Consider the following 23,908-nt stretch of genomic DNA (forward strand, 5'->3'; position numbering starts at 1 on the left):
CACCCGCCGTGGGCGTTCCCGGCGCAACGCGGCACCCGCCGTGGGCGTTCCCGGCCGTGGCCGTCCTCCCTGCGAGGTATGCGCCGACGCGGGGCACGTCAGCCTCGAGGGGGTGCCGCCCGGGGCGCGGCGCGCTCTAGCCTCGACGTGGAAGCACACGCCGAACGAAGGACGACAGCCATGATCGAGGCCCACGGCCTGACGAAGCGATACGGGCCGAAGACGGCGGTGGACGACGTCACGTTCACCGTCCACCCCGGCAAGGTCACCGGATTCCTCGGCCCGAACGGCGCCGGGAAGTCCACGACGATGCGCATGATCGTCGGCCTGGACCGGCCCACCCACGGGACGGTGACCGTCAACGGCCGCCCGTACGCGCAGCACCGGTCGCCGCTGCACGAGGTCGGCGCCCTGCTCGACGCGAAGGCGGTCCACACCGGCCGCAGCGCCTACAACCACCTGCTCGCGATGGCCGCGACCCACGGCATCGGCAAGGCCCGCGTGCGCGAGGTCATCGAGATGACCGGGCTCGACACCGTCGCCAAGAAGCGCGTCGGTGGCTTCTCGCTCGGCATGGGGCAGCGCCTCGGCATCGCCTCGGCCCTGCTCGGCGACCCGCGCACCCTCATCCTCGACGAGCCGGTCAACGGCCTCGACCCTGAGGGCGTCGTCTGGGTGCGCAACCTCGTGCGCTACCTCGCCGGCGAGGGACGCACCGTCTTCCTGTCCTCCCACCTCATGAGCGAGATGGCGCTGACGGCGGACCACATCATCGTCGTCGGCCGCGGCCGGATCCTCGCGGATGCCCCCGTCGCCGACATCGTCGGCCGCGCGGCGGGCACGACCGTGCGCGTGCGCAGCCCGCACGCGACCCGGCTCGTCGAGCTCATGGCGGGCCCTGGCATCACGGTCACCTCGACCGCACCCGAGTCGTTCGAGATCACCGGCAGCACCGCCGAGGCGATCGGCGAGGCCGCCGCCGGCGCCCAGCTCGTGCTGCACGAGCTGACGCCGGTCAAGGGCTCGCTCGAGGACGCGTACATGGCGCTCACGCAGGACTCGGTCGAGTACCACTCGACCGACGCGGGGCTGCACCCCGACCACCTCAGCGACCACTCCGGTGCGCACGCCGCACCGAGCAGCACGGAAGGCGCACACCGATGAGCATCGACACCCGCACGGCCGCCGCGCCGTCCTCGACGACGGGCGACTCGCGCGTCCACCTCAGCTTCGCGCGCGTGGTGCGCTCCGAGTGGATCAAGTTCCGCACCCTGCGCTCGACGGTCTGGACCCTCGGGACCACGATCGTGCTCATGGTGGGCATCTCGCTCCTGATCGCGTGGGGCGTGACTAGCGCCACCAGCCAGGGCGGCGGCTCCGAGGACTTCGGGGGGATCGTCGGCGCCAACGTCGTGACCGGCGGCTACTACTTCGGCCAGCTGACGGTCGCCGTGCTCGGCGTCCTGGTGATCAGCGGCGAGTACGGCACCGGCATGATTCGCTCCACCCTCGCGGCGGTGCCGACCCGGTTGCCGGCCCTGTGGGCCAAGGCGCTCGTGCTCGCGGTCACCTCCTTCGTGGTCGCGATCGTCGCGATCGCGCTCTCCATCCTGGCGACCCGTGCGATGCTCGGCCCGGTCGACCTCGCGGTCGACCTCGGCGACCCGGAGACCGCCCGGATCCTGTTCGGCACGGCCCTGTACCTGGCCGCGATCTCGCTGCTCGCGTTCGCGTTCGGCGCTTTGCTGCGGCACTCCGCGGCGGCGCTGGCCGCCGTGCTCGGCCTGCTGCTCGTGCTCGAGAACGTCTTCCTGCTCATCCCGCTGGACTTCTTCCGCGAGGTCAGCCCGTTCCTGCCGTCCACGGCCGGCAGCCAGCTGATGATGCCCCAGGCGCAGATCGATCTGATGGCCACCACGGCCACCGGGACGGTCCTGAGCCCGTGGGAGGGCTTCGCCGTCCTGGTGGCCTGGGTCGTCGTGCTGCTCGGCACCGCAGCCGTCCTGCTTCGCCGGCGGGACGCCTGATCCTGCACCGCACCGCGACGGCCGGCGCACCCGCGCCGGCCGTCGCGAACGTGGCGGCGGTCGGCTCCATGAAGGCCGCCTCGCCCGCCCCGACCGAGCCCGGCCCGTTGTTCACCGAACTCAACACCCGCCGGCTCGGGCCGATCCGGCGATACTTCCTGCGCCACCCCGTCACGACCGACGTCGTCGTCGCCGCGTGCTTCGCCGTCCCGGGGGCTCTCCTGGCGGCCGCCACCAGCGACCGGCCGCGGCTCCCGCTGTTCGCGCTCGTGCTGGCCGGCTTCGTGGTGCTGCTCTGGCGGCGCCGGCAGCCGGTGTGGACCGCGGCGGCGATCGGCGCCTTGGGCGTGGTCTCGCTCGCGACCACCGGGACCATCGGCACCTTCGACACGGCGGTCGGGCTGGTGATCTACGCGGTCGCGGCCGCGCGCCGGCCCCGGACCGCGTGGCTCGCGCTCATCGCGCTGTGCCTGGCCGTCAGCGGCGCCTTCTGGCTGTGGGACGAGCCCATGAACGTCGCGGTGCTCGGCATCACGACGGACGCCTCGGAGTCGGCGACCGAGACCCGCGTCTCGGCGATCACCGCGATCCTCATCTTCGCGCTCGCCGCGATGGCCATCGGCTCGAGCGTGCGCAACCGCCGCGAGCACGTGTCCGCCCTGATCGACCGGGCGAATCGCCTCGCCGTCGAGCGGGACCACGAGATCCAGCTCGCGAGCGCCGCGGAGCGCGCCCGGATCGCGCGTGAGATGCACGACGTCGTCGCGCACAGCCTGTCCGTGATGATCGCCCTAGCAGACGGCGCGGGGGTCGCCTTGAACCGCTCGCCCGACCGGGCGCGGGAGGCCATCGCCGAGGTCTCGGAGACGGGCCGATCCGCGCTCGCCGACATGCGGCGCGTGCTGGGCGCGCTGCGTGACCCGCAGGCTCCGCTCGGGCCCCAGCCGGGCGCGGGCGATCTCGCGGGGCTCGTCGAGGGCTTCCGTAGCGCGGGCCTGCCGGTGCGGACGACGGTGACGGGCACCCCGGTGCCCACCGACGCCGGGATCCAGCTCGCGGTGTACCGGATCGTGCAGGAGTCGTTAACGAACGTGCTCCGCCACGCCGTGGGGGCCGGCCAGGTCGACGTCCTCCTCGCGACCGCCGACGGCTGGATCGAGATCACCGTGACCGACGACGGTGGCGCGGGCATCAGCGCTGCCGCCCGCGCGCCGTCGGTACTCGGAGAGCGGCCCGCGACCGGCGCAGGCTCCGGCGGGCGGGGGATCATCGGGATGCGCGAGCGCGCCGCCGTCTACGGTGGCGTCGTCGACGCCGGCCCCTACCGGGCCGGCTGGCGCACCCGGGCCCGGCTGGCTTGGACCGAGGAGGATCGATGAGCGTTCCCGACGCCGTGCCCGCGCGGCGGACCGGCCTGCTGCTGGTCGACGACCAGGCGCTGCTGCGGATGGGGTTCCGCCTCGTGCTCGAGGCGGAGGACGACCTCGAGGTGCTCGGGGAGGCGGCCGACGGCGCCTCCGCCGTCCGCCAGGCGATCGCCCTGCGCCCCGACGTCGTGCTGATGGACGTCCGGATGCCAGGCATGAACGGGATCGAGGCGACGGCGCGGATCGTCGCCGCGCTGCCGGAGTGCCGCGTCATCATCCTCACCACGTTCGACCTGGACGAGTACGCGTTCGGGGCCCTGCGGGCGGGCGCGAGCGGCTTCCTGCTCAAGGACTCGCGGCCCGCCGAGCTCACGGGGGCGATCCGGGCGGTCGCGACCGGGGACGCCGTCGTCGCCCCGCGGGTTACCCGGCGCATGCTGGAGATGTTCTCGGGCTTCCTGCCCGCGAGCGGCGAGCCCGCGCCGGGCACGGGCGGCCTCGACCCGCGCCTGCGGGTGCTCACGCCGCGCGAGCTCGAGGTCTTCGGCGCCCTCGCCGAGGGCCTCTCGAACGCGGAGATCGCCGCGCACTTCATGCTGTCGGAGGCGACCGTCAAGACCCACGTCGGCCGGATCCTCGGCAAGCTCTCGCTGCGCGACCGGGTCCAGGCGGTCGTGCTCGCGTACGAGTCGGGCCTGGTGACGCCCGGCCTCTAGAGGACTGATTCCACGCCGTGCTGCACAGGTTGGGCTTCGGGGTGGGGTGCGTGTGGGTGGTCCGTCCTAGTGTGTACACATGTTCGAACCGAGCGATGACGAGGTAACGGGGGGCCCCAGCGGGGGCCGGCCCGACGGGCGTCGGCGCCACCACCACGGGCGCCACCTCGACGGCGACGGCGCTGGCGACGGCGCTGCCAGTGTCGGTGGATGTGGCGTTCGGGGTGTTGCTTGGGCGGGTGTTCGCTGAAGCGGGGGCGGCGTTGGCGCAGGCCGCGGCGGCGGGGTCGTGCATCGCGGGGCCGATCGATCAGGTCGCGTTGGCTACGGCCCTGATGGGGCAGGTGCCGGGCTCGCCGCTGGTGGACCTGCTCGAGGGACTGTGCCCGTCGGATGTGCATGATGCGGTGTTGATCGAGGCGATCGCCGCCTGGGAGCGCGTCACCTCGCTGGCTGCGGCGCGGCAGGGCGAGATGATCGCCGAGCTCGCCCGCCGCCGCGACGCGCAGCGGTTGGGTGAGTTCGTGGGTGATGAGGTCGCGTCGGTGCTGGTGATGACCCGGTCGGTGGCGGAGGCAAAGGTCAGCCTCGGGACGTCGCTGGCGGCGTGGCCCGCGGTGAATGAGGCGCTCGCATCTGGGGTGATTGATCACCGCAAGGCCACCGCCCTGGTCGACGGCGTCGGGCACCTCGACGACGACGCGGCCGCCGCGGTCCTGGACGCGGTGCTGCCGGTCGCGCCGGGGTTGACGGTGCCGGCGTTGAAGGCGCGCCTGCGCAAGGTCGAGCTCACCGTGAACCCGGCCGCCGTCGCCCAGCGGCGCGCCCGCGACGCCGCCGACAGGAATGTGCGGGTCAGCCCGGCGCCGGGGGTGATGGCGTGGTTGACCGCGTACCTACCCGCCAAGGACGCGATGACGATCACCGCGATCGACGCCATCGCCGCCTCCGCCGACCCCGCCGACCCGCGGTGTGGCGGCGCGGCGCGCGGACGCCCTGACCGACCTCTGCACCGACATCCTCGACAACGGCATCGCCCCCACCACCGCACTACCCGGCACAGCGGGACCGGGTCCCGGGACAGCGGGTCAGGCCGGCGGGACTCCGAAGGCCGGCGGGGTCTTGAAGACCGAGCACGGGCGTCGACCGCACCTGCAGGTGACCGCCGCCGCGACCACGTTGCTGGGGTTGGATGAGGTGCCCGGGGAGCTGGCCGGGTACGGGCCGATCCCGCGGATCTGGTGCGGGCGATCGCGGCGGACGCGACGTGGCGGCGGATCTTCACCGACCCCGCCACCGGGTGCGTGACCGGGATCGGGCCGCGCGGGTACCGCCCCGGCGCCGACCTGACCGGCACAATCCTGGCGCGGGACAAGACCTGCACGTTCGTGGGGTGCCGGATGCCCGCGTGGCGATGCGACCTGGACCACCGCGACCCCTACGACCACGACCACCCCGACCTCGGCGGGCAAACCTGTCCGGAGAACCTGCACTCGTTGTGTCGTCATCATCATCGGGCCAAGACCTACGGCGGCTGGCACCCCGACCTCGACACCTCCACCGGCGACACCTGGTGGACCTCACCGACCAAGCACCGCTACAAGCGGCCCTCCGTCGACGTCAACCCCGAACCCCCGCCACCCGACCGGCCCTGGCTCCACGAGCCCCAGCCCGACGACCCACCCTTCTAGGAGTCGGCCGTCAGTCAGCTAGCCGCGCGTGGCCAGCTCGAGCGGGACCGGGCGCTGGGCCACGCCCTCGTACTGGCTCAGCGGGCGGATGAGCGCGTTGTGCGCGCGCTGCTCCGCGATGTGGGCGGTCCAGCCCACGATGCGGGCCATCACGAACATCGGCGTGAACATCTCGATGTCGAAGCCCATCAGGTAGTACGCCGGGCCGGTCGGGAAGTCGAGGTTCGGCCAGATCCCGCGCTCGGCGAGCATCGTCTGCTCCAGCTCGGTGTACATCGCGGTCCAGCGCTCGCCGCCCTCGACGGCCGCGGCGGCGGACCAGAGCGCGGCCTTCATCGTCGGGACCCGCGAGTCCTCGTTCTTGTAGACGCGGTGCCCGAACCCCATCACCTTGCGGTGCGCGGCGAGCTCGCCGCGCAGCCAGTCGGCGGCTTTCGCGGGCTCCCCGATCTCGAGCATCGCGAGCATCACGGCCTCGTTCGCCCCGCCGTGCAGCGGGCCCTTCAGCGTGCCGATCGCGCCCGTGATCGCGCTGTACAGGTCGGAGAGCGTCGAGGTCACCACGCGCGCCGTGAACGTCGAGGCGTTGAACGAGTGCTCGGCGTACAGGATCAGCGAGGTCTCGAACGCGCGCACGAGCTCGGTCGCCGGGACCGCCCCGAAACACATCGTGAAGTAGTTCTCCACGAACCCGAGGTCAGGGTTCGGGGCGATCGGCTCGAGGCCGCGCCGGCGCCGGTAGTCGAGCGCGACGACCGTCGGCAGCTGCGCGAGGAGGGTCTCGGCCTTGACCTGGTTCGCGGCGGGGTCGGCCGTCCACGCGTCGGGGTCCTCGGCGCCCAGGAAGCTCACGGCCGTGCGCAGCGTGTCCATCGGGTGGCACGTGGTCGGCAGGAGCCGCAGCACCTCGAGCAGCCCGGGAGACAGGACCCGGCGCGGGCGCAGGGCGGTCGTGAAGTCCAGGAGCTGGGCCGGCGTCGGCAGCTCGCCATGCCAGAGCAGGTACGCGACCTGCTCGAAGTTGCAGTGCGCAGCGAGGTCCTGCACCGCGTACCCGCGGTAGGTCAGCGAGTTCGTCGCGGCCACGACGTTGGAGACGCTCGTCGTGTCGGCCACCACCCCGGCCAGCCCGCGATGGATCACGGGTAGCTCTGCGGCTGTCGTCATTGATCAGCACCTCCGAGAGTGAAGTTGTACACCGACGAGTCGAACTGGTTGTAGTCCGCATAGTCGACCAGCTCGTACAGCCGCGCGCGCGTCTGCATGGCCGGCACCAGAGCCGCCTGCGTCCCGTCGGCGGCGATCGTGCGCAGGCCCGCCTCGACCGCGCCCATTGCGATCCGCAGCGTCGTGACGGGGTAGATGACCACGTTGAAGCCGAGCCGCTCGAGCGTCGCGGCGTCAAGCAGCGCGGACTTGCCGAACTCGGTCATGTTCGCGAGCAGGGGGATGTCGACGCCGGCCCGGAACGCCTCGAACTCCGACTCGTCCGCGAGCGCCTCGGCGAAGATCAGGTCCGCGCCGGCGTCCGCGTAGGCCTTGGCCCGGTCGATCGCGGCGGGCAGGCCCTCGACGGCGCGCGCGTCGGTGCGCGCGCACACCACGAAGTTCGGGTCCGTGCGGGCGCCGACGGCGGCCCGGATGCGCCCGAGCATCTCGGCCACGCTGACCACGGCCTTGTTGTCGAGATGCCCGCACCGCTTCGGGTTGACCTGGTCCTCGAGGTGCAGCCCGGCAAGCCCGGCCTGCTCGAGCACGCGCGTGGTCCGCGCGGCGTTGAGCGGTTCGCCGAACCCGGTGTCGGCGTCGATCAGCGACGGAAGGTCCGTGGCCTGGGCGATCGCGCCGCCGCGGGCGGCGACCTCGGTCAGCGTGGTCAGGCCGATGTCCGGCAGGGCGAGGTCGGCCGAGAGCGCGGCGCCCGAGATGTAGACGCCGTCGAAGCCGGTCTCGGCGACGATGCGCGCCACCAGCGGCGAGAACGCGCCGGGCATCCGCAGCAGGCGGCCCGAGGCGAGCCCGGCCCGGAACGCCACGCGCTTGCTCGCGGCGGGGATCGTCGAGCCCAGCATCAGAAGATCCCCCGGCTCGTCGCGGGGGTGTCTCCGAGCCGGTCGGCCGTCACGGTGACGGTCAGCCGGTGCAGCTCGCCGGCCGGCAGGTCGGCCAGCTCGCCGACGGCGGCGAGGAACCGGTCCTGCTCCCCCGCCGCGACCACGCCGTCGGCCAGCGTGCGGAACTTGTCGACGTACTGCGGGCGCGCGAAAGGGCGCGCGCCGAGGGGGTGCGCGTCGGCGACCGCAAGCTCGTCCTCGATCACCGTGCCGTCGTCCAGCGTGACGACGACGCGGCCGCCGAACGCCTGCTCCGCGGGCTCGACCGCGTGGTAGCGCCGGGTCCACGCGGGATCCTCGGCCGTGGTGATCGTGCGCCACAGCGCGACGGTGTCGGGCCGGGCCGCGCGGTCCGGGGCGTACGAGCGCTCGTGGTGCCACGCGCCGTCCTGCAGCGCCACCGCGAAGATGTACGTGATCGAGTGGTCGAGCGTCTCGCGCGAGGCGGTCGGGTCCGACTTCTGCGGGTCGTTCGCGCCCGTGCCGATGACGACGTGCGTGTGGTGGCTCGTATGGATGACGATGCTGCGCACGCGGGACGTGTCGCCGACGGCCGGTCCCATCCGCCGCGCGAGGTCGATCAGGGCCTGCGACTGGTACTCGGCCGAGTGCTCCTTCGTATAGGTGTCGAGGATCGCGCGCTTGGGCTCGCCGGGCCCGGGCAGCCCGATCTCGTACACGTGGCCGGGCCCAGACAGCAGCCACGCGATGACGCCGTCCTCGCCCTCGTAGATCGGGGTCGGCGACGTCTCGCCGCGCATCGCGCGGTCCACCGCCTCGACCGCCATCTTCCCGGCGAACGCGGGCGCGTACGCCTTCCACGAGGAGATCTCCCCCTTGCGGGACTGCCGCGTCGTCGTCGTCGTGTGCAGGGCCTGGCCGACGGCCTGGAAGATCACGGCGGGGCTCAGGCCGAGCGCGGTGCCGATGCCGGCCGCCGCCGAGGGGCCGAGGTGGGCGATGTGGTCGATCTTGTGCTCGTGCAGGCACATGCCGCGGGCCAGGTCGACCTGGATCTCGTACCCGGTCGCGATGCCGCGCACGAGGTCGCGGCCGCTGCGCCGGGCGTGCTGCGCGACGGCGAGCACGGGCGGGATGTTGTCCCCGGGGTGGGAGTACTCGGCCGCGAGGAAGGTGTCGTGGAAGTCGAGCTCGCGGACCGCGACGCCGTTCGCCCACGCGGCCCACTCGGGTGAGAACCCGCGCCCGGGTGCGAGCCCGAGGACCGTGGCGCCGGGGGCCGCCGGGTGCGCCACGGCCTGCGCGCGCGCCACGACGGCCGGGTGCCGCGCGATCGACGCCGCCGCGACCGCCGCGTTGTCGATGATCCGGTTCCCGATCATCTCGACCACGGCGGGCTCCACCTCGACCGGGTCGGCCGCGACCTCCGCGAAGCTCCAGGCGAGCTGCTCCTGCCGCGGCAGCCGGTCGGCGGACGGGTGGGTGCGCACGGCGTGCTGCTTCATCGGCGAAGGACCTCCTGCGTGGTTCGGTCTGCAGCAGCGTACGCACGCGCGGGGCCGTCCGGGCCCGGAAACCCGGGTCGCGCCCGCGGCGGGCCGCCGCGGGCCGCGGCAGTCGGGGGCGCTCGGGCCGCGGCGGTCGGCGCGCTCAAGCCGTGGGCGCCATCGCCCAGCGGATCGCGGCCGTGATGGCGTGCCCGCCCGCGCGGCCGAGCGTGGCGTCGACCGGGGGCAGGTACGGCAGGGCCAGCGGCCGGCGCGCCCAGCGCGGCAGCAGGCCGACCGCGGCGCCCGTCAGCGCGGTGTACGGCCCCAGGGCGAGCCACGGCACGGGCGGACGCAGCAGGATGAAGCGCGCCGCCTCGCGCGCCGCGGGCGTCGCCGCGAGCTCGGGTCGGTAGGCCTCGAGCTGGGCGGCGAGCTCGGCGCGCGTGCGCGGCGGATCGATCACCCCGAGTCGTTCGCCGACGACGGCGACCTCGGCCACGTAGCGGTCGCACCCCGCGCGGTCCAGGGGCTCCGCGCCGTAGCGCTGGTGCGCCGCGAGGAAGCTGTCGGCCTCGGCGACGTGCACCCACCGCAGCAGGTGCGGGTCGGACGCCGCGTACGCGAGCCCCTCGGGCGTGACGCCGCTGATGCGCTCGTGCACGGAGCGCACGTGCGCGATGACCGCCGCGGCGTCGTCGGCCGCACCGAAGGTCGTCATCGCGAGGAAGGTGCTCGTGCGCTCGAGCCGGCCCCACGGGTCCCCGAGGTAGCCCGAGTGGGCAGCGACGGCGGCCATCGCGCCGGGGTGCAGGGACTGCAGCAGGAGCGCGCGCAGGCCGCCGACGAACATGGACGCGTCGCCGTGCACGCGGCAGATCGCGGAGTCGGTCGCGAACCAGCGCGGTCCCGGCCGGTGGTGGATCCGCTCGCGCTGCGCCGGGCCCCGGTCGCCCGCGACCCGGGCGAACAGCGCGGCGCCCGCCCGCTGCCGGACCCGTTCGACCAGGCCTGGGTCGAGGGTGGTCACGTCGGCCATCGGGTGCTCCGCTCATCGGTCGCCCGGGAGCATCAGTGTCTCCCGCGCGGCCATTGTCACCCGCGCGGCGCCCGAGCGCGCGGCGTCAGCCCCCGGCGCGGCGTCAGCCCCGAGCGCGGCGTCAGCGCCGGAGTGCGCTGCGTCAGCCCCCGGCGCGCAGCGCGGCGATCGGCTCGATCGCGGCGGCCTTGAGCGCGGGGTACGTGCCGGCCGCGAGGCCGATGACGCCGCCGAGCAACGCCGCGCCGACCACGACCAGCGGGTCCAGCAACGGCGTCCATTCCTGGGCGAGGGACACGAGCACGACCGTCAGCACGCCCGTCGCCGCGCCGATGAGGCCCCCCAGCAGGCCGATCACCACGGACTCGACCAGGAACTGGCGGCCGATGTCCGCCTGGCTCGCGCCGAGCGCGCGGCGCAAGCCGATCTCGGCGGTCCGTTCCCGGACGCTCAGGAGCGTGACGTTCGCGATCCCGAGCCCGCCGACGAGCAGCGCGACGGCGCCGAGCGCCAGGAAGATCGCGTTGATGTCGGCCTGCACGCTCGCCCGGACCGCCGACGCGACGGCCGGAACCTGCACGTCGAGGTTCTCGGGCGCGTTCGGGTCGAGCGCGATCGGGGCCTGCGTCCCGACGACCGGTCCGGCGCCGACGGCGATCGTCAGGTGCGCCTGGTCGAGCGCGGCGAGGCCGAAGTCGGCGCGTGCGGTGCCGACCGGCAGAATCACGGCGTCGAGCAGGTCGGTGCGTCGCTCGACGCTGTCGAGGATGCCGATGACCGTGTAGGGGCGCTCGCCGATGAAGATCGATGGCTGCCGGTCGACGCGGTTGACGCCGAGGCGGCCCGCCGCTCGCGAGCCGAGCACCACGACCCGGTCGGCGCGCTCGTCGTGGCCGGCGTCGAAGTACCGGCCGGTCGCGATCGTGCCGCGGACCGCGGCGAGCAGGCCCGGCGTCGTGGCCAGCACCTGGGGCGACGCGAGCGTCGGGGCCGACGGGTCGTTGACCGGCACGGCGGTGATGGCCGCGCCGTCGATGTCGACCGCGGCCACCGCGCCGACGGCCTCGACCCCGGCGATCCGGCCCAGCCGGTCCTCCACGTCCCAAGGCAGGCGGCCGATCGCGCGCTCGCCGCCCTGGGTCTGCGCGGTGGCGGGCTCGACCATCGCCTGCGTGGCGGCGACGGCGTCGAACTGGCGCCCGATCTGCCCGGCCGCGGTCTGGGCGAGCCCGACCGTCACGACGAGCGAGCCGACCCCGAGCACCGTGCCGACGATCGTCAGGACGAGGCGGCCCGGCCGCGACCCGACGCCGTAGGCCGCCTCGGACACGAGGTCGCGCAGGCCGAACCGGTCGCGCGTGCGGCGGCTGAAGCGGAGGCGGGGGCGGGCCATCAGCCCACCTCGACGAGCGTGCCGTCGACGATCCGCACGCGCCGCTGGGCGCGGGACGAGACGGCGGCGTCGTGGGTGATCACGACGAGCGTGAGGCCGTCGCGGTGCAGCTCGTCGAACAGGTCGAGCACGCCGCCCGAGGTCGCAGAGTCGAGGTTGCCGGTCGGCTCGTCCGCGAGCAGCACGTGCGGCGACGCGATGACCGCGCGCGCGATCGCGACGCGCTGGCGCTCGCCGCCGGACAGGACGGTCGGCAGGAAGTCGAGCCGGTGCCCCATGCCGACCCGCTCGAGCGACGCCAGGGCGCGCGCGCGGCGCTCGGCGCGCGGCACGCCGCTGTACAGCGTCGCGAGCAGCACATTGTCGAGCACCGTGCGATGCGGCAGCAGGTGGAACGACTGGAACACGAAGCCGATGCGCCCGCCGCGCAGCGCGGCCCGGGCGGAGTCGGACGCCGTGCCGGTCGCGATCCCGTCGAACAGGTAGTCGCCCGACGTGGGCCGGTCGAGCAGGCCGAGGATGTGCAGGAGCGTCGACTTGCCCGAGCCGGACGGGCCGATGACCGACAGGTACTCGCCGGAGGAGATCGTCAGGTCGACGGACCGCAGGGCCTCGACGGGCGGGGTGCCCGGAAAGCTGCGGGTGAGCCCGCGGAGCTCGATCACGGCCGGCTCGACCGCGGCCAGCTCGACCCCGGCCGGCTCGACCGCCGCCGCCTCGACCGCGAGGGCGCCGAGCTCGCCGGGCTCCGACCCGCTCACGCGCCGCCCGACTCCTCGCTCGTCGGTTCCTCCTCCGCCGCGCTCGCGACGCCGACGACGACCCGATCGCCCTCCTCGAGGGTCCCCGTGGTCGCCGTCACCTCGGCGAACCCGTCCGCGGCGAGGCCGGTCTCGACCGTCACGAGGGACGTCGCGCCGTCGGCCCCGAGGACCTCGACCCGGGCCTGGCCGCCCGGGCCCGCGGTGAGCGCGGCCGTCGGGACGGCGAGCACCTCGCCATCGGTCGAGCTCACCGGGATCGTCATCCGGACGTTCGCGCCCTGCAGCTCGGCACGCTGCTCCGGCGTCAGCTCGGCCGGCACGACGACGACGCGCAGGCGGGCGGCGTCCGTCGCCGGGGCGACGGACTGGACCGTGCCGGGTACGTCCGCTCCGCTCGGCAGCGTGACCGCCACGGCCGCCCCCACCGCGACGAGCTCGCCGTCGACGATCGCGATCTCGCCCGCGACCTGGAGCGCGGCCCCCGACACGCTCATCACCGCCGTGCCGGCGACGGTCGAGCCGCGGTGCACCTCGACCGAGTCGACCCGGCGCGGGAGGGCGGTGAGGTACACGACCTCGCTCGCCGGCAGGGGCGTGAGCACGCTCTTCTGGGCGGCCTCCAGCGCGGTTGCCGCGTCGGCGCGGGCCCGCTGCGCGGCGTCGACCATCGCCCGCTCCTGCGCCGGGTCGGTCGGTGCGAGCAGCGCGTCGCGGTCGACGAGCGCGGCCGTGACCTGGTCGTCAAGGTTGGCGATCTCGCTCGCGGTCACGAGCGGGGCCCCCGACTCGGGGTCCACCTGGCCGGCGAGCGCCTGCGCGTCGGCGAGGGCGCGCTGCGCGGCCCGGACCTGGTTGTCCTTCGCGATCCGGTCGACCGGCCCGGGGCCGGCCGAGGCGGCGGCGAGCGCGCGGCGGGCCGACGCGACCTCGTCCTCCGCCGCGCGCAACGCCTCGCGCGCGCCGACGACCGCCAGGTCCGCGTCCGCGCCGGCGGTGGGGGCCGGGTACCCGGCGCGGGCGTACAGCGCGGCGACCGCGTCGGCGGTGGCCGCGTCGTACACCGGCGAGGCGGCGTCGCCCGGGTCGATGCCGAGCTGCTCGAGCGCAGCCTTGAGCTGCGTGACGTCGGGACCGGCCACCCCGGCGCGCAGCGTGCGATAGACCGGAAGCTCGCCGGGCAGCAGGAGGACGGGGCGGCCGGCGACCTCGAGCAGCAGGTCGCCGGCGGCGAGCGTGGCACCGACCGCGGGGACCTGGCCGGTGACCACCGCCGGGCCCTCGAGGTCGCCGGTCTCGAGCAGCACGCTCGCCGGGTCCTCGTAGATCGCGTCGCCGCGGAGCACGACGTCGGTCGCGAGGACGCGCCGCTCGACCGGGACTGTGATCGGGCCGGCCGCGGGCGGCGCGGCGCCCGCGGCGGCGTCGGCCGGCGAGGTGATCAGCTGACTCAGGCCGAGCCCCGCGACGAGGGCGACGACGCCGGTCAGCGCCATCAGCCAGATCGTGCGGGAAGGACCGGTCAGGCGCGGGCGCCGCATCCCGGTCAAGACTTCGCGTCGTTCGACGCCGCGAGCCACGCGTCGAGCTCGGCCTTGTGGCTGTCGACGAACTCCTGCTGCAGCTCGACGTTGACCTCCTGGGAGATCGCGTCGTAGTCGGCGTCCTCGCGGCACTGATAGTCCGCCACCGCGGTCTTGATCTCCCGCGGGGTCAGCTCCGCCGTCTTGGCCTCGACATCCGCCTGCGCCTGCGCGGCGGTCTCCTCGGTGAGCTCGACGACCGCGTCGCCGCTGCCGTACGCCTCCTCCTGGATCGCGTTCAGCGCGTCGTAGATCGACGTCTCGCCGTCACCGATCGCGGCGAAGCCGTCGAAGCCCGCGTCCGCCATGCACGAGGCCCACTCGGCGTTGACCGCCGCCAGCCGCGGGTCCGCCGCGACCGCCTCGTACAGCGCGCCCATGTCGTCCTGGAGCGCCGAGAACTCGTCGGCCTCGGCGCCGCCCTCGTAGACCTCATGCTGCGCTTTGCCCTGGCAGCCGCCGTCCTCCCAGTTGTACTCGACGACCTCCTCGGGGTCGGCGGCCGGGTCGACCTCGGACTGCGCTCCGTACAACGCGGCGTAGAACGCCGCCTGTTCGGTCTCGGACATCGCGGCGACGTAGTCCTGGTTCGGATCGACGAACTCCTCGCCGTCGGCCGCCTCCGCCTCGGACGCAGCCTGCATCCCGCCCGGATCGGTCGTCGCGCCGTAGCCGTACTGCGCGGCGAACTCCTTCGTCCCCCACTGCACGTCGAGGTCGTCCGCCGCGAACGAGGTGGAGTTCATCGACTGGTCGACCGGCGTGTACTCGAAGCCCTCGTCGCGCATGCACGCGGCGACGATCTCCTCGACCCGGACCATCTGCCGGTTCGACTCGGCCACCTGCTGCTCCTGCGAGACCGAGTCACCCCCGCCGTACATCTGCTGGAAGTACTCGTCCAGCGGCCCGAGCTCGACCTCGTCGGCCTGCCCGGCGGCGCCGGGATCCGGGTCGTTCTGCGAACCGCCGCACGCGGCGAGAGTCAAGGCGATGATGACTGCGGCGGCCGTGGATACGGACCGGGACACGAAGGCGTTGATGGCCGAGCCTCTCGGGAATGGTTCGACTGTGAATCCTCTGTGCAAATTAGCAGTTCACCGAGCGTCCCGAGGCGCGTTTGCGTGGCTGACTTTCCAGGCACTCTTGCCCGGCTCCTGGTCACACCAATCCCGCCGAGAGTCACAGGCCGGGGCTTCGGCTGGCGCCGGGTCGAGCGCGGCGCGCACGGGCGGCGCGATCGGCGGGGCGCGCGCCGGCGCGATCGACGGGGCGCGCGCGCCGGTGGTGCCCCCGACGGGAATCGAACCCGCGCTGGACCGGGTTTAAGCCGGTTGCCTCTGCCGATTGGGCTACGGGGGCGCCGCCCATCCTGCCAACAGTTCTAGTCGGTGCGGGCATCCCGCTCGACGGGCGGCAGCGGCAGCGGCAACGAGGCGGCGCGGAACTCCGCGCGCGGGTCGTGCAGGGAGCCGAGCGCGACGACCTCGCGGCGGAAGATGAGCGAACTGGTCCAGTCGGCCATGATGCGCACCTTGCGGTTGAGCGTCGGCATGGCGAAGACGTGGTAGGTCCGGTGCAGCACCCACGCGGGGAACCCGCGCACCTTGACCCGGCCGAACATCTGCGCGACGCCCTTGTACATGCCCAGCGACGCCACGGCTCCGACGTTCTTGTGCTTGTACTCGGTGGGCTCCGCGCTGCGCAGGATGCGCGCGAGGTTGTCGCCGAGGTGGTTGCCCTCGCGCAGGGCGTGCTGGGCGTTCGGCGGGCAGAACTGGCCGGGGTTGTACAGGTCGGGCACGGCCGCGCAGTCCCCGGCGGCCCACGCGTCGGGCACCACGGTCCCGTCCTCGGCGGCGACCTGCAGCGTCGGCAGGCAGGTGACCCGGCCGAGCTTGTCGAGCGGCAGGTCCGAGCGCGTGAGCACTGGGTTCGGCCGCACCCCCGCGGTCCACACGATCGTCTCGGCGTCGAACTCCACGGCGTTGGAGAGCACGACGTGCCCGTCGATGCAGGAGGTCAGGAACGTGGACAGGTGGATCTCGATGTTGCGCTTGCGCAGCTGCTCGAGCGTGTACCCGCCGAGCTCCTCGTTCACCTCCGGCAGGATCCGCCGCGAGCCCTCCACGAGCACGAAGCGGAGCTCGCCGACGTCCACGGAGGCGTAGTACTTGGCGGCGTCGCGGGCCATGTCCTCGACCTCGGCCAGCGCCTCGATCCCCGCGAACCCTCCGCCGACGAACACGAAGGTCAGCATCTTGCGGCGGAGCTCGGGGTCCCAGGTCGACGAGGCGAGGTCGATCCGGTTGAGCACGTGGTTGCGCAGCGCGATGGCCTCTTCGACGTTCTTGAACCCGATGCCTACGTCCGCGAGGCCGGGGATCGGCAGCGTCCGGGCGACGGACCCGAGCCCGACGATGAGGTGGTCGTAGGTGACCTCGTACGGCGCACCCTCCTGCGGGGTGATCTCGACCTTGCGGTCGGCGTGCCGGATCGCCGAGACCTTCCCGTAGAGCACGTCGATGTTCTTCAGCGCGCGGCGGTGCGGCGCGACAACGTTCCGGGGATCGATCGAACCCGCCGCCGCCTCGGGCAGGAACGGGTAGTAGGTCATGTACGGCCGCGGGTCGACGACGACGATCGCCGCGTCCTGCTTGCCGAGCCGCTTGCGCAGGCGGCGCGCGGAGTACAGGCCGACCGTGCCGCCGCCGAGGATGAGCACGCGCGGCACCTTGCGGGAGCGCGGGGTCCCGGTGGGCGGGGCGGGCGAGGTCTGGGCCGTGGTGTCCATCTTGGTACGGTATACGGCGGAGCCGACCGTGGGCAGGTCGAGCCCGGGTCACGCTGATCACACGGGCGCGTGGTCACACGGGCGCTGCTCACCCGGACTCTGCCGCCCTCAGCCTGCGACGCTCCAGGCGATGCCGTCGAGGATGTCGTGCTCGGACGTCACGACGTGGGTGAGGCGGCCGCCCGCGACCGCCACGTCGGACCGCACGCGGGCGACGATGTCGGACCACACGAGCGCGCCCGCGCCGATCACGTCCGCCCGGCCGGGGTGCATGAACGGGAGCGCCGCGCGCTCCGCGCGGGTCCGGCCGAGCAGGTCTGCGCACGACCTGAGCACGGCGTCGACGGGCAGGCGGGCGCCGTCGATGCGCTCGGGGTCGTAGGACTTGAGCTTGAGCGCGTGCGCGGTCACGGTCGTCACGGTGCCGGCGAGGCCGACGAGCGTGCCCGTGCGCCCGAACGGCACGACGGCGCCCGCGGCGTCCAGGGCCGCGGCGACGTCGGCGCTCGCGGCGGCGATCTCCGCGGGCGTGGGCGGGTCCTCGCTCAGGTGCCGCTCGGTCAGCCGGACGCAGCCGACGTCCATCGAGACGGCGGCCACGGGCGACGTCGTGCCGAGGACGAGCTCGGTCGAGCCGCCGCCGAGGTCGACGACGAGGTACGGCCCGCGATGGCCGCGCCCGAGCGCGCCGGTCGCGCCCCGGAACGACAGCAACGCCTCCTCCTGCCCCCCGATGACCTCGGGCTCGACGCCGACCGCCGCGAGCACGCCGTCGACGAAGTCCTGCCGGTTCTCCGCGTCGCGCGACGCCGAGGTCGCGACGAACCGGATCCGCTCGACGCCGCGCTCCGCGCAGATGCCGGCGTACCGGCGGGCGGCGTCGAGCGTGCGCTCGAGGGCGTCGGGGGCGATGCGGCCGGTCCGGTCGACCCCCGCGCCGAGGCGGACGACCTCCATCCGCCGGTCGAGGTCGACGAGCGTGCCAGCCGTCGAGTCGACGTCGGCCACCAGCAGTCGGATCGAGTTCGTCCCGCAGTCGATGGCTGCCACGCGCGTCATCCCCCCACCCTGCCACGCCGCCGCGCGCGGCCCGACCCGCAGGTCAGCAGGTGCAGCGGTCAGGGTTCCAGCTGGGGCGGATCAGCGCGAGGGCCTCGTCGCCCAGGGGGTTGACGCCGGGGCCGGCGGCGAGGGCGTGCCCGACCAGGACGTGCAGGCACTTGACCCGCGTCGGCATGCCGCCGGCCGAGATCCCGTCGATCTCGTCGACGTGCCCCAGCTCCTCGCGGCGGGCGAGGTAGTGCGCGTGCGCGCGCGCGTACGCGGCCGCGAGCTCGGGCTCGACGCCGAGCCGCGCGGTCCACTCCTTCATCAGGCCGCCCGCCTCGAGCGTGCTGACCGCCTGCACGGCGGGCGGGCAGGTCAGGTAGTACGTCGTCGGGAACGGGGTGCCGTCGTCGAGGCGCGGCGCGGTGCGCACGACCAGTGGGCGACCGCACACGCACCGCGCCGCGATGCCGACGACGCCGCGCGGCACGCGGCCGAGCTGCTCGCGCAGGGTCGCGAGGTCGCGCTCGACGACGTCGGGTCCGCTCGCGTAGGGGGCCGGCGGGTCGGGAAGCAGCGGGTCGGGAAGCGGCGGGTCGGGAAGCGGGTCTGCGGGCACGGGGTGATCCGATCGGTGCGTGGGCTGCGGGTTCGTCAGGGTATGGCGGGGTCGGTCGCGGGCTCGGCGGCCGGGTCCGTCGCCGGATCGGTCGCCGGGTCCGTCGCCGGGTCGACTGCCGGATCGGTCGCCGGGTCGACGGCCGGATCGGTCGCGACGTCGGCCTCACCCGCCGCGCGGACGGACTCCCAGATCGTCGTGTACCAGGGCGTCGTCGTGCCCTCGGGCACGACCGCCGGCCCGCTGCCGGCGGCGGCGACGGCCGGCGCCGTCGGGTCGGGGACGACCTCGGGGTCGACCACCCGGAACGCCGTCTCCCCCGGCAGGACGAACGCGAGGCGCTCCCTGGCCTGCGCCGCGACGTAGGCCGGGTCGTCCCAGCGGTCGAGCTCGGCCTCCAGGTCGGCATTCGCCTCGCGCGCCTGCGCGACCTCCTGCGCCAGCTGGGCGTTCTCCGCCTTCTGGGTGAGGTAACCACGCACGGTCGGGAACAGCAGCACGAACGCGAGCAGGCACACGACGAACAGCACGAGCGCGCGCACCGTGAACAGGCGGGGCAGGCCGACCGCGGCGAGCTGACCGCGCTCGGCGCCCCGCGTCGCGCCCGTGCGCCGCGTCCCGCCGGTGGCCGTCGGCCCCGTCGAGCCGGATCGCAGCCGGGCGGCCCCGGGCCGCGTGCCGGACCCGCCGGACCCGCCCGCCCGGCCGCCGGCGTGCGGCGTGATCGGGCGGCGGGCAGACATGAGGACATCCTCCCCCGCCCCGCCGCTCCCGGCAGCCCCGACCCTCCGGCGCACGGCCGCGAGTGTGGGGCCTGACGCACGAAACCCGGCACCCCGCCGAGGCGGGCTACCGGGTTCGTGCGGCGCGCGGGGCCAAGGGCCCCGGAGCGCCGGTCAGGCTGGGTGGTGCTCAGGCCTTGTGGTGCTCAGGCCTGCGTGTGCCGCGGGAAGGCGGAGGCACCGGCGTAGCGCGCGGCGTCGTCCAGCTCCTCTTCGATGCGGAGCAGCTGGTTGTACTTCGCGATGCGCTCGCCACGGGCGGGCGCGCCGGTCTTGATCTGACCACCGTTGACGGCGACCGCGAGGTCCGCGATCGTGACGTCCTCGGTCTCGCCGGAGCGGTGCGAGACCATAGCGGTGAACCCGGCGCGGTGCGCGAGGTCGACGGCGTCGAGGGTCTCGGTCAGGGTGCCGATCTGGTTGAGCTTGACCAGGAGCGAGTTCGCACTCTTGAGCTCGATGCCCTTGGCCAGGCGAATCGGGTTCGTGACGAACAGGTCGTCACCGACGATCTGCACGCGGTCGCCGACCTGGCCCATGAGCGCGGACCAACCGGCCCACTCGTCCTCGGACAGCGGGTCCTCGATGGAGACCAGCGGGTAGTCGCGCACGAGCTGCTCGTAGTACGCGATCATCTCGTCGGAGGTGGTCGCCTTGCCCTCGAACTGGTAGGCACCGTCCTTGAAGAACTCCGTCGCGGCGACGTCGAGCGCGAGGCCGACGTCCTTGCCCGCCACGAAGCCGGCCTTCTCGATCGCGACGAGGATCAGGTCGAGCGCGGCGCGGTTGCTGGACAGGTTCGGCGCGAAGCCGCCCTCGTCGCCGAGGCCGGTGGACAGGCCCTTCGACTTCAGCACGGACTTGAGGGAGTGGTAGATCTCGGCGCCGGTGCGCAGCGCCTCGCGGAAGGTCGTGGCGCCGATCGGGGCGACCATGAACTCCTGGATGTCGACGTTGGAGTCGGCGTGCGAGCCACCGTTGAGGATGTTCATCATCGGGACCGGCAGCACGTGGGCGTTCGGGCCACCGAGGTAGCGGAACAGCGGCAGGTCGGCGGAGTCCGCGGCGGCCTTGGCGACGGCGATCGAGACGCCGAGGATCGCGTTGGCGCCGAGCTTGCCCTTGTTGGGCGTGCCGTCGAGGTCGATCAGGGCCGCGTCGACGAGGCGCTGCTCGGAGGCCTCGAAGCCGATGAGCTCCGGGGCGATCTCGTCGATGACGGCGTTGACCGCGTCCTCGACGCCCTTGCCCAGGTAGCGGGACTTGTCGCCGTCGCGGCGCTCGACGGCCTCGAACGCGCCGGTCGAGGCGCCGGACGGGACGGCCGCACGGGCGATCGTGCCATCGTCGAGAGCGACCTCGACCTCAACAGTGGGATTGCCGCGCGAGTCAAGAATCTCGCGGGCGCCTACGGCCTCAATGCTGGCCATGGATGCTCCTTTTCCGGACGTATAGGTTTGCATTGCCAGGCTACCGCCGATCAAAGCGGAGCTGGTCGGGACTCGTCACCGCGCAAGAGAACGGGCGACGAACAGCGTCAGGCCACGAGGGTCCGTTGGGCCACGGGGGTCAGCTAGGCCACGAGGGTCTTGACGGCCGCCAGGACCTGCGCGAGGCCCTTCTTGGCATCGGCGAAGAGCATCCCCGTCTGGGGCTGCCCGTACAGCTCGTTGTCGAGGCCGGCGTAGCCGTGCCCGAGCGAGCGCTTGATCACGACGACCGAGCGGGCCTTGTCGACGTCGAGGATCGGCATGCCGGAGATCGCGTTGCCGGTCCGGCGGGCCGCCGGGTTCGTGACGTCATTGGCGCCGACGACGAGCGCGACGTCGCAGGTCGCGAACTCGGGGTTGATCTCCTCCATCTCGATCAGCTGCGTGTACGGCACGTCCGCCTCGGCGAGCAGCACGTTCATGTGCCCGGGCATCCGCCCGGCGACGGGGTGGATCGCGTACAGCACCGTGATGCCGCGCTCGGTCAGGAGGGCGCCGAGCTCGCCGCACTCGCGCTGGGCCTGCGCCGCGGCGAGCCCGTAGCCGGGCACGATGATGACCTTGGTGGCGTACGCGAGCTGGATCGCGACGTCGTCGGCGTCCACGCGGCGCACGTCGGCGCCCGCGACGCCGGCCACGGCCTCCCCGCCCGCGCCGTCGCCGGTGCCGAAGCCGCCGATCATGATGGCGATCACCGACCTGTTCATCGCGTCGGCCATGAGCTTGGTGAGGATCGTGCCGGACGCCCCGACGAGGGCGCCCGCGATGATGAGGATCTGGTTGCCGATGACGAACCCGGCCATCGCGACCGCGAGGCCGGTGAACGCGTTGAGCAGCGAGATCACGACGGGCATGTCGGCGCCGCCGATCGGCAGCACCATGAGCACGCCGAAGGCGAGCGCCCCGACGATCACGGCGGCGAGCAGGTAGGCGTTCCCCTGCCCCCAGACCAGCCCGGCGCCGCCGGCCAGCGCGACGACGGCGCTGAAGATGTTCAGCGCGCGGGACCCGCGGAACGTGATCGGCGCGCCCGAGATCCAGCCCTGCAGCTTGCCGGCCGCGATGAGCGAGCCGGAGAAGGTGACCGAGCCGATGATGACGTCGAGCACGACCGGGATCGAGAAGCTGGCGGTGATCGCCGCTCCTTCGCCGGACAGGCGCACGAAGTCGACGATGCCGACGAGCGCCGCGGCGCCACCGCCGACGGCGTTGAAGATCGACACGAGCTGCGGCATCGCGGTCATCTGAACGCGGCGCGCGGAGACGAGGCCGGCGACCGAGCCGACGACGAGGCCGGAGATCAGCGCGACCCAGGCCCACCCGGAGACGCTGACGTCGCCGCCCTCGGCCGCGGTCCCGCCGGCGGCGAGCAGCGCGATGGTGACGGCGATCGCGGCGGTCATGCCGGCGGCGGACAGCAGGTTGCCGCGCCGGGCCGTCGCGGGCGAGCGCATGAGGTGCAGGCCGAGCACGAAGCACACGGCCGCGCCCAGGTAGACGAGCCGGGCGGCGATCTCGAGCGCGCTCATCGGGCGGTCTCCTGGGTCGGTGCGGACGGCTGGTCGGCGGCCGCGGGGCGGGACGGGCGGGCCTTGAACATCCCGAGCATCCGGTCCGTGACGACGTAGCCGCCCACGACGTTCATGGCGGCGAAGGCCGCCGCGACGAACGTCAGGACGTACGCGAACGGGTCGTCCGCGAGCCCGGCGATGATCACGGCGCCAACGACGACGACGCCGTGGATGGCGTTCGCGCCCGACATCATCGGGGTGTGCAGCGTCGCCGGGATCTTGCTGATGACCTCGAACCCCACCAGCACGGCCAGGACGAACAGCCCCAGGTCACTCAACAGGTCACTCGTCATCGGTCGTGCCTTCCGCCGGTACGCGCTGGGAGAACCAGACGGCCGCGACGATCTCGTCGGCCGGGTCGAGGTGAAGGGCGCCGTCCGCGACGATGGCCGTGAGCAGCGCGGTCACGTTGCGGGAGTAAGCGGCCGAGGCGCCGGGCGCCATCTGCGCCGGCAGGTTGCCCGCGCCGACGACGGTCACGCCGCCGGGGGTCACGACCCGCTCGTCCGCGACCGAGCCCGCGACGTTGCCGCCGAGCGGGCCGGCGGCGAGGTCGACAAGCACCGAGCCGGGCGACATGGCCGCGACGGTCTCGGCCGAGACGAGCACGGGCGGCTTGCCGCCCGGCACCTGCGCGGTCGTGATGACGATGTCGAACTTGCGGATCGCGGCGTCGAGCTCGGCCCGCTGGGCCGCGCCCTCCTCGGGCGTCAGGGCCCGCGCGTAGCCGCCGGCACCGTCGCCCGCGGCCATCGTGGTCGCCGTCTTGAGGAACGTCGCACCGAGGGACTTGACCTCGCCCTCGGCCGCGGACCGGACGTCGTAGCCGGTGACCTGCGCGCCGAGGCGACGGGCGGTGCCGATGGCCTGCAGGCCGGCGACGCCGGCGCCGAGCACGAGCACCTTCGCGGGCCGCGCGGTGCCGGCGGCCGTGATCATCATGGGGAAGTAGCGGCCGTAGGCCTCGGCGGCGACGACGGCGGCGCGGTAGCCGGCGACCGACGCCTGCGAGCTGAGCGCGTCCATCGTCTGGGCGCGCGACAGCGTTCGCGGCAGGAGGTCGAGGCTGAGCAGGACGACGCCGCGCGCGGCGGCGTCCTCGAGGTCGGCGCGCTCGGCGCCCGCGACCCGCGCGTCGAGCATGCCGATCACGACCTGGCCGGGACGGAGCCGGGCGAGGACGGCCGCGACCGGGCGGCGCACGGCGAGGATCACGTCGGCGCGGGCGAGGATGTCGTCGAGCGGGCAGACCTTCGCCCCGGCGCTCGCGTACGCGTCGTCGGGGGCCAGCGCGCCGGCGCCGGCGCCGGCCTCGACCAGCACCTCGAAGCCCTGGGCGACGAGTCGTTCCACGACCTCGGGGACGAGAGCGACTCGCCGCTCGCCTGGTGTGCGCTCGGTGAGCGCAGCGACCACGAGCACCTTTGCATCTTCGCGCGTCATGAGTCCTCCTCGGGTGCCAACCCGAG

The 23,908-nt window shown here is 73.8% G+C and carries 22 protein-coding genes and 1 tRNA gene; 6 read left to right on the forward strand and 17 right to left on the reverse strand.

Features of this window, described 5'->3' with window-relative positions; all coding sequences use genetic code 11:
• The first annotated feature begins 180 nt into the window (after positions 1-180).
• The 6 genes from J4E96_RS16345 to J4E96_RS16370 all read left to right on the forward strand — a co-directional run bounded on the left by J4E96_RS16345 (position 181) and on the right by J4E96_RS16370 (position 5,801).
• Positions 181-1,164 (forward strand): ABC transporter ATP-binding protein, encoded by a 984-nt coding sequence (locus J4E96_RS16345; RefSeq protein WP_227423117.1) that lies wholly within the window; start codon positions 181-183, stop codon positions 1,162-1,164.
• Complete coding sequence (locus J4E96_RS16350; protein ID WP_227423118.1) at positions 1,161-2,027, forward strand: ABC transporter permease subunit; 867 nt, start codon at positions 1,161-1,163, stop codon at positions 2,025-2,027. Before J4E96_RS16345 ends, J4E96_RS16350 begins: the two co-directional genes overlap by 4 nt.
• A 68-nt stretch (positions 2,028-2,095) precedes the next feature.
• Positions 2,096-3,406: a sensor histidine kinase gene (locus J4E96_RS16355; RefSeq protein WP_227423119.1), complete on the forward strand. Its 1,311-nt coding sequence runs from the start codon at positions 2,096-2,098 to the stop codon at positions 3,404-3,406.
• Entirely contained in the window at positions 3,403-4,110 is a 708-nt protein-coding gene (locus J4E96_RS16360) for a response regulator transcription factor (RefSeq protein WP_227423120.1), read from the forward strand. The genes J4E96_RS16355 and J4E96_RS16360 overlap by 4 nt, the downstream gene beginning before the upstream one ends.
• Positions 4,111-4,349: 239 nt before the next feature.
• Complete coding sequence (locus J4E96_RS16365) at positions 4,350-5,306, forward strand: 13E12 repeat family protein (RefSeq protein ID WP_227423121.1); 957 nt, start codon at positions 4,350-4,352, stop codon at positions 5,304-5,306.
• Positions 5,307-5,351: 45 nt separating this feature from the next.
• On the forward strand, positions 5,352-5,801 hold the full coding sequence (locus J4E96_RS16370) for an HNH endonuclease signature motif containing protein (RefSeq protein ID WP_227423122.1): 450 nt from the start codon (positions 5,352-5,354) through the stop codon (positions 5,799-5,801).
• A gap of 18 nt (positions 5,802-5,819) precedes the next feature.
• On the opposite strand, the gene J4E96_RS16375 is transcribed toward J4E96_RS16370, so the two are convergent.
• The 17 genes from J4E96_RS16375 to J4E96_RS16455 all read right to left on the reverse strand — a co-directional run bounded on the left by J4E96_RS16375 (position 5,820) and on the right by J4E96_RS16455 (position 23,882).
• Positions 5,820-6,968 (reverse strand): bifunctional 2-methylcitrate synthase/citrate synthase, encoded by a 1,149-nt coding sequence (locus tag J4E96_RS16375; protein WP_227423123.1) that lies wholly within the window; start codon positions 6,966-6,968, stop codon positions 5,820-5,822.
• Positions 6,965-7,873 carry a methylisocitrate lyase gene (gene prpB / locus J4E96_RS16380; protein WP_227423124.1) on the reverse strand — a complete coding sequence of 303 codons (909 nt, stop codon included), beginning with the start codon at positions 7,871-7,873 and terminating at the stop codon, positions 6,965-6,967. The genes J4E96_RS16375 and prpB overlap by 4 nt, the downstream gene beginning before the upstream one ends.
• Positions 7,873-9,381: an MmgE/PrpD family protein gene (locus J4E96_RS16385; protein WP_227423125.1), complete on the reverse strand. Its 1,509-nt coding sequence runs from the start codon at positions 9,379-9,381 to the stop codon at positions 7,873-7,875. The genes prpB and J4E96_RS16385 overlap by 1 nt, the downstream gene beginning before the upstream one ends.
• Before the next feature lie 145 nt (positions 9,382-9,526).
• Positions 9,527-10,402: an oxygenase MpaB family protein gene (locus J4E96_RS16390; protein ID WP_227423126.1), complete on the reverse strand. Its 876-nt coding sequence runs from the start codon at positions 10,400-10,402 to the stop codon at positions 9,527-9,529.
• 142 nt (positions 10,403-10,544) lie between these two features.
• Positions 10,545-11,795: an ABC transporter permease gene (locus J4E96_RS16395; RefSeq protein WP_227423127.1), complete on the reverse strand. Its 1,251-nt coding sequence runs from the start codon at positions 11,793-11,795 to the stop codon at positions 10,545-10,547.
• Positions 11,795-12,481, reverse strand: a complete 687-nt coding sequence (locus J4E96_RS16400) for an ABC transporter ATP-binding protein (RefSeq protein WP_227425803.1) — start codon at positions 12,479-12,481, stop codon at positions 11,795-11,797. Before J4E96_RS16400 ends, J4E96_RS16395 begins: the two co-directional genes overlap by 1 nt.
• 71 nt (positions 12,482-12,552) lie before the next feature.
• A complete protein-coding gene (locus tag J4E96_RS16405; protein WP_227423128.1) occupies positions 12,553-14,052 on the reverse strand; it encodes an RND family efflux transporter in 1,500 nt (499 codons plus the stop codon).
• A 50-nt stretch (positions 14,053-14,102) separates the two neighbouring features.
• On the reverse strand, positions 14,103-15,167 hold the full coding sequence (locus J4E96_RS16410) for a hypothetical protein (protein ID WP_227423129.1): 1,065 nt from the start codon (positions 15,165-15,167) through the stop codon (positions 14,103-14,105).
• 254 nt (positions 15,168-15,421) lie between these two features.
• Positions 15,422-15,498, reverse strand: a tRNA-Leu gene (locus tag J4E96_RS16415).
• Positions 15,499-15,520: 22 nt separating this feature from the next.
• Positions 15,521-16,930, reverse strand: a complete 1,410-nt coding sequence (locus J4E96_RS16420; RefSeq protein ID WP_227423130.1) for an NAD(P)/FAD-dependent oxidoreductase — start codon at positions 16,928-16,930, stop codon at positions 15,521-15,523.
• Positions 16,931-17,038: 108 nt separating this feature from the next.
• Positions 17,039-17,989, reverse strand: coding sequence for a Ppx/GppA phosphatase family protein (locus J4E96_RS16425; RefSeq protein WP_227423131.1), 951 nt, complete (start codon positions 17,987-17,989; stop codon positions 17,039-17,041).
• Between the two features lie 43 nt (positions 17,990-18,032).
• Positions 18,033-18,554 (reverse strand): DUF501 domain-containing protein, encoded by a 522-nt coding sequence (locus J4E96_RS16430; RefSeq protein ID WP_227425804.1) that lies wholly within the window; start codon positions 18,552-18,554, stop codon positions 18,033-18,035.
• Between the two features lie 77 nt (positions 18,555-18,631).
• Positions 18,632-19,339 carry an FtsB family cell division protein gene (locus J4E96_RS16435; RefSeq protein ID WP_227423132.1) on the reverse strand — a complete coding sequence of 236 codons (708 nt, stop codon included), beginning with the start codon at positions 19,337-19,339 and terminating at the stop codon, positions 18,632-18,634.
• A gap of 185 nt (positions 19,340-19,524) precedes the next feature.
• A complete protein-coding gene (eno, locus tag J4E96_RS16440) occupies positions 19,525-20,808 on the reverse strand; it encodes a phosphopyruvate hydratase (RefSeq protein ID WP_227423133.1) in 1,284 nt (427 codons plus the stop codon).
• 143 nt (positions 20,809-20,951) lie between these two features.
• Entirely contained in the window at positions 20,952-22,397 is a 1,446-nt protein-coding gene (locus J4E96_RS16445; protein WP_227423134.1) for an NAD(P)(+) transhydrogenase (Re/Si-specific) subunit beta, read from the reverse strand.
• Positions 22,394-22,732 (reverse strand): NAD(P) transhydrogenase subunit alpha, encoded by a 339-nt coding sequence (locus tag J4E96_RS16450; protein ID WP_227423135.1) that lies wholly within the window; start codon positions 22,730-22,732, stop codon positions 22,394-22,396. Before J4E96_RS16450 ends, J4E96_RS16445 begins: the two co-directional genes overlap by 4 nt.
• The gene (locus tag J4E96_RS16455) at positions 22,722-23,882 is read right to left on the reverse strand and encodes a Rossmann-fold NAD(P)-binding domain-containing protein (RefSeq protein ID WP_227423136.1); all 1,161 of its coding nucleotides are present in this window, start codon (positions 23,880-23,882) and stop codon (positions 22,722-22,724) included. Before J4E96_RS16455 ends, J4E96_RS16450 begins: the two co-directional genes overlap by 11 nt.
• Positions 23,883-23,908: the final 26 nt, after the last annotated feature.

It is taken from the genome of Pengzhenrongella sicca (genome assembly GCF_017569225.1).
GTDB classification, from domain to species: domain Bacteria; phylum Actinomycetota; class Actinomycetes; order Actinomycetales; family Cellulomonadaceae; genus Pengzhenrongella; species Pengzhenrongella sicca.

Excerpts from the sequence above, each read along its gene's own strand:
- J4E96_RS16345 (WP_227423117.1), top strand. The coding sequence starts at position 181 with ATGATCGAGGCCCACGGCCTGACGAAGCGATACGGGCCGAAGACGGCG.
- J4E96_RS16350 (WP_227423118.1), top strand. The coding sequence starts at position 1,161 with ATGAGCATCGACACCCGCACGGCCGCCGCGCCGTCCTCGACGACGGGC.
- J4E96_RS16355 (WP_227423119.1), top strand. The coding sequence starts at position 2,096 with ATGAAGGCCGCCTCGCCCGCCCCGACCGAGCCCGGCCCGTTGTTCACC.
- J4E96_RS16360 (WP_227423120.1), top strand. The coding sequence starts at position 3,403 with ATGAGCGTTCCCGACGCCGTGCCCGCGCGGCGGACCGGCCTGCTGCTG.
- J4E96_RS16375 (WP_227423123.1), bottom strand. The coding sequence starts at position 6,968 with ATGACGACAGCCGCAGAGCTACCCGTGATCCATCGCGGGCTGGCCGGG.
- prpB (WP_227423124.1), bottom strand. The coding sequence starts at position 7,873 with ATGCTGGGCTCGACGATCCCCGCCGCGAGCAAGCGCGTGGCGTTCCGG.
- J4E96_RS16385 (WP_227423125.1), bottom strand. The coding sequence starts at position 9,381 with ATGAAGCAGCACGCCGTGCGCACCCACCCGTCCGCCGACCGGCTGCCG.
- J4E96_RS16390 (WP_227423126.1), bottom strand. The coding sequence starts at position 10,402 with ATGGCCGACGTGACCACCCTCGACCCAGGCCTGGTCGAACGGGTCCGG.
- J4E96_RS16395 (WP_227423127.1), bottom strand. The coding sequence starts at position 11,795 with ATGGCCCGCCCCCGCCTCCGCTTCAGCCGCCGCACGCGCGACCGGTTC.
- J4E96_RS16405 (WP_227423128.1), bottom strand. The coding sequence starts at position 14,052 with ATGGCGCTGACCGGCGTCGTCGCCCTCGTCGCGGGGCTCGGCCTGAGT.
- J4E96_RS16420 (WP_227423130.1), bottom strand. The coding sequence starts at position 16,930 with ATGGACACCACGGCCCAGACCTCGCCCGCCCCGCCCACCGGGACCCCG.
- J4E96_RS16425 (WP_227423131.1), bottom strand. The coding sequence starts at position 17,989 with ATGACGCGCGTGGCAGCCATCGACTGCGGGACGAACTCGATCCGACTG.
- J4E96_RS16435 (WP_227423132.1), bottom strand. The coding sequence starts at position 19,339 with ATGTCTGCCCGCCGCCCGATCACGCCGCACGCCGGCGGCCGGGCGGGC.
- eno (WP_227423133.1), bottom strand. The coding sequence starts at position 20,808 with ATGGCCAGCATTGAGGCCGTAGGCGCCCGCGAGATTCTTGACTCGCGC.
- J4E96_RS16445 (WP_227423134.1), bottom strand. The coding sequence starts at position 22,397 with ATGAGCGCGCTCGAGATCGCCGCCCGGCTCGTCTACCTGGGCGCGGCC.
- J4E96_RS16450 (WP_227423135.1), bottom strand. The coding sequence starts at position 22,732 with ATGACGAGTGACCTGTTGAGTGACCTGGGGCTGTTCGTCCTGGCCGTG.
- J4E96_RS16455 (WP_227423136.1), bottom strand. The coding sequence starts at position 23,882 with ATGACGCGCGAAGATGCAAAGGTGCTCGTGGTCGCTGCGCTCACCGAG.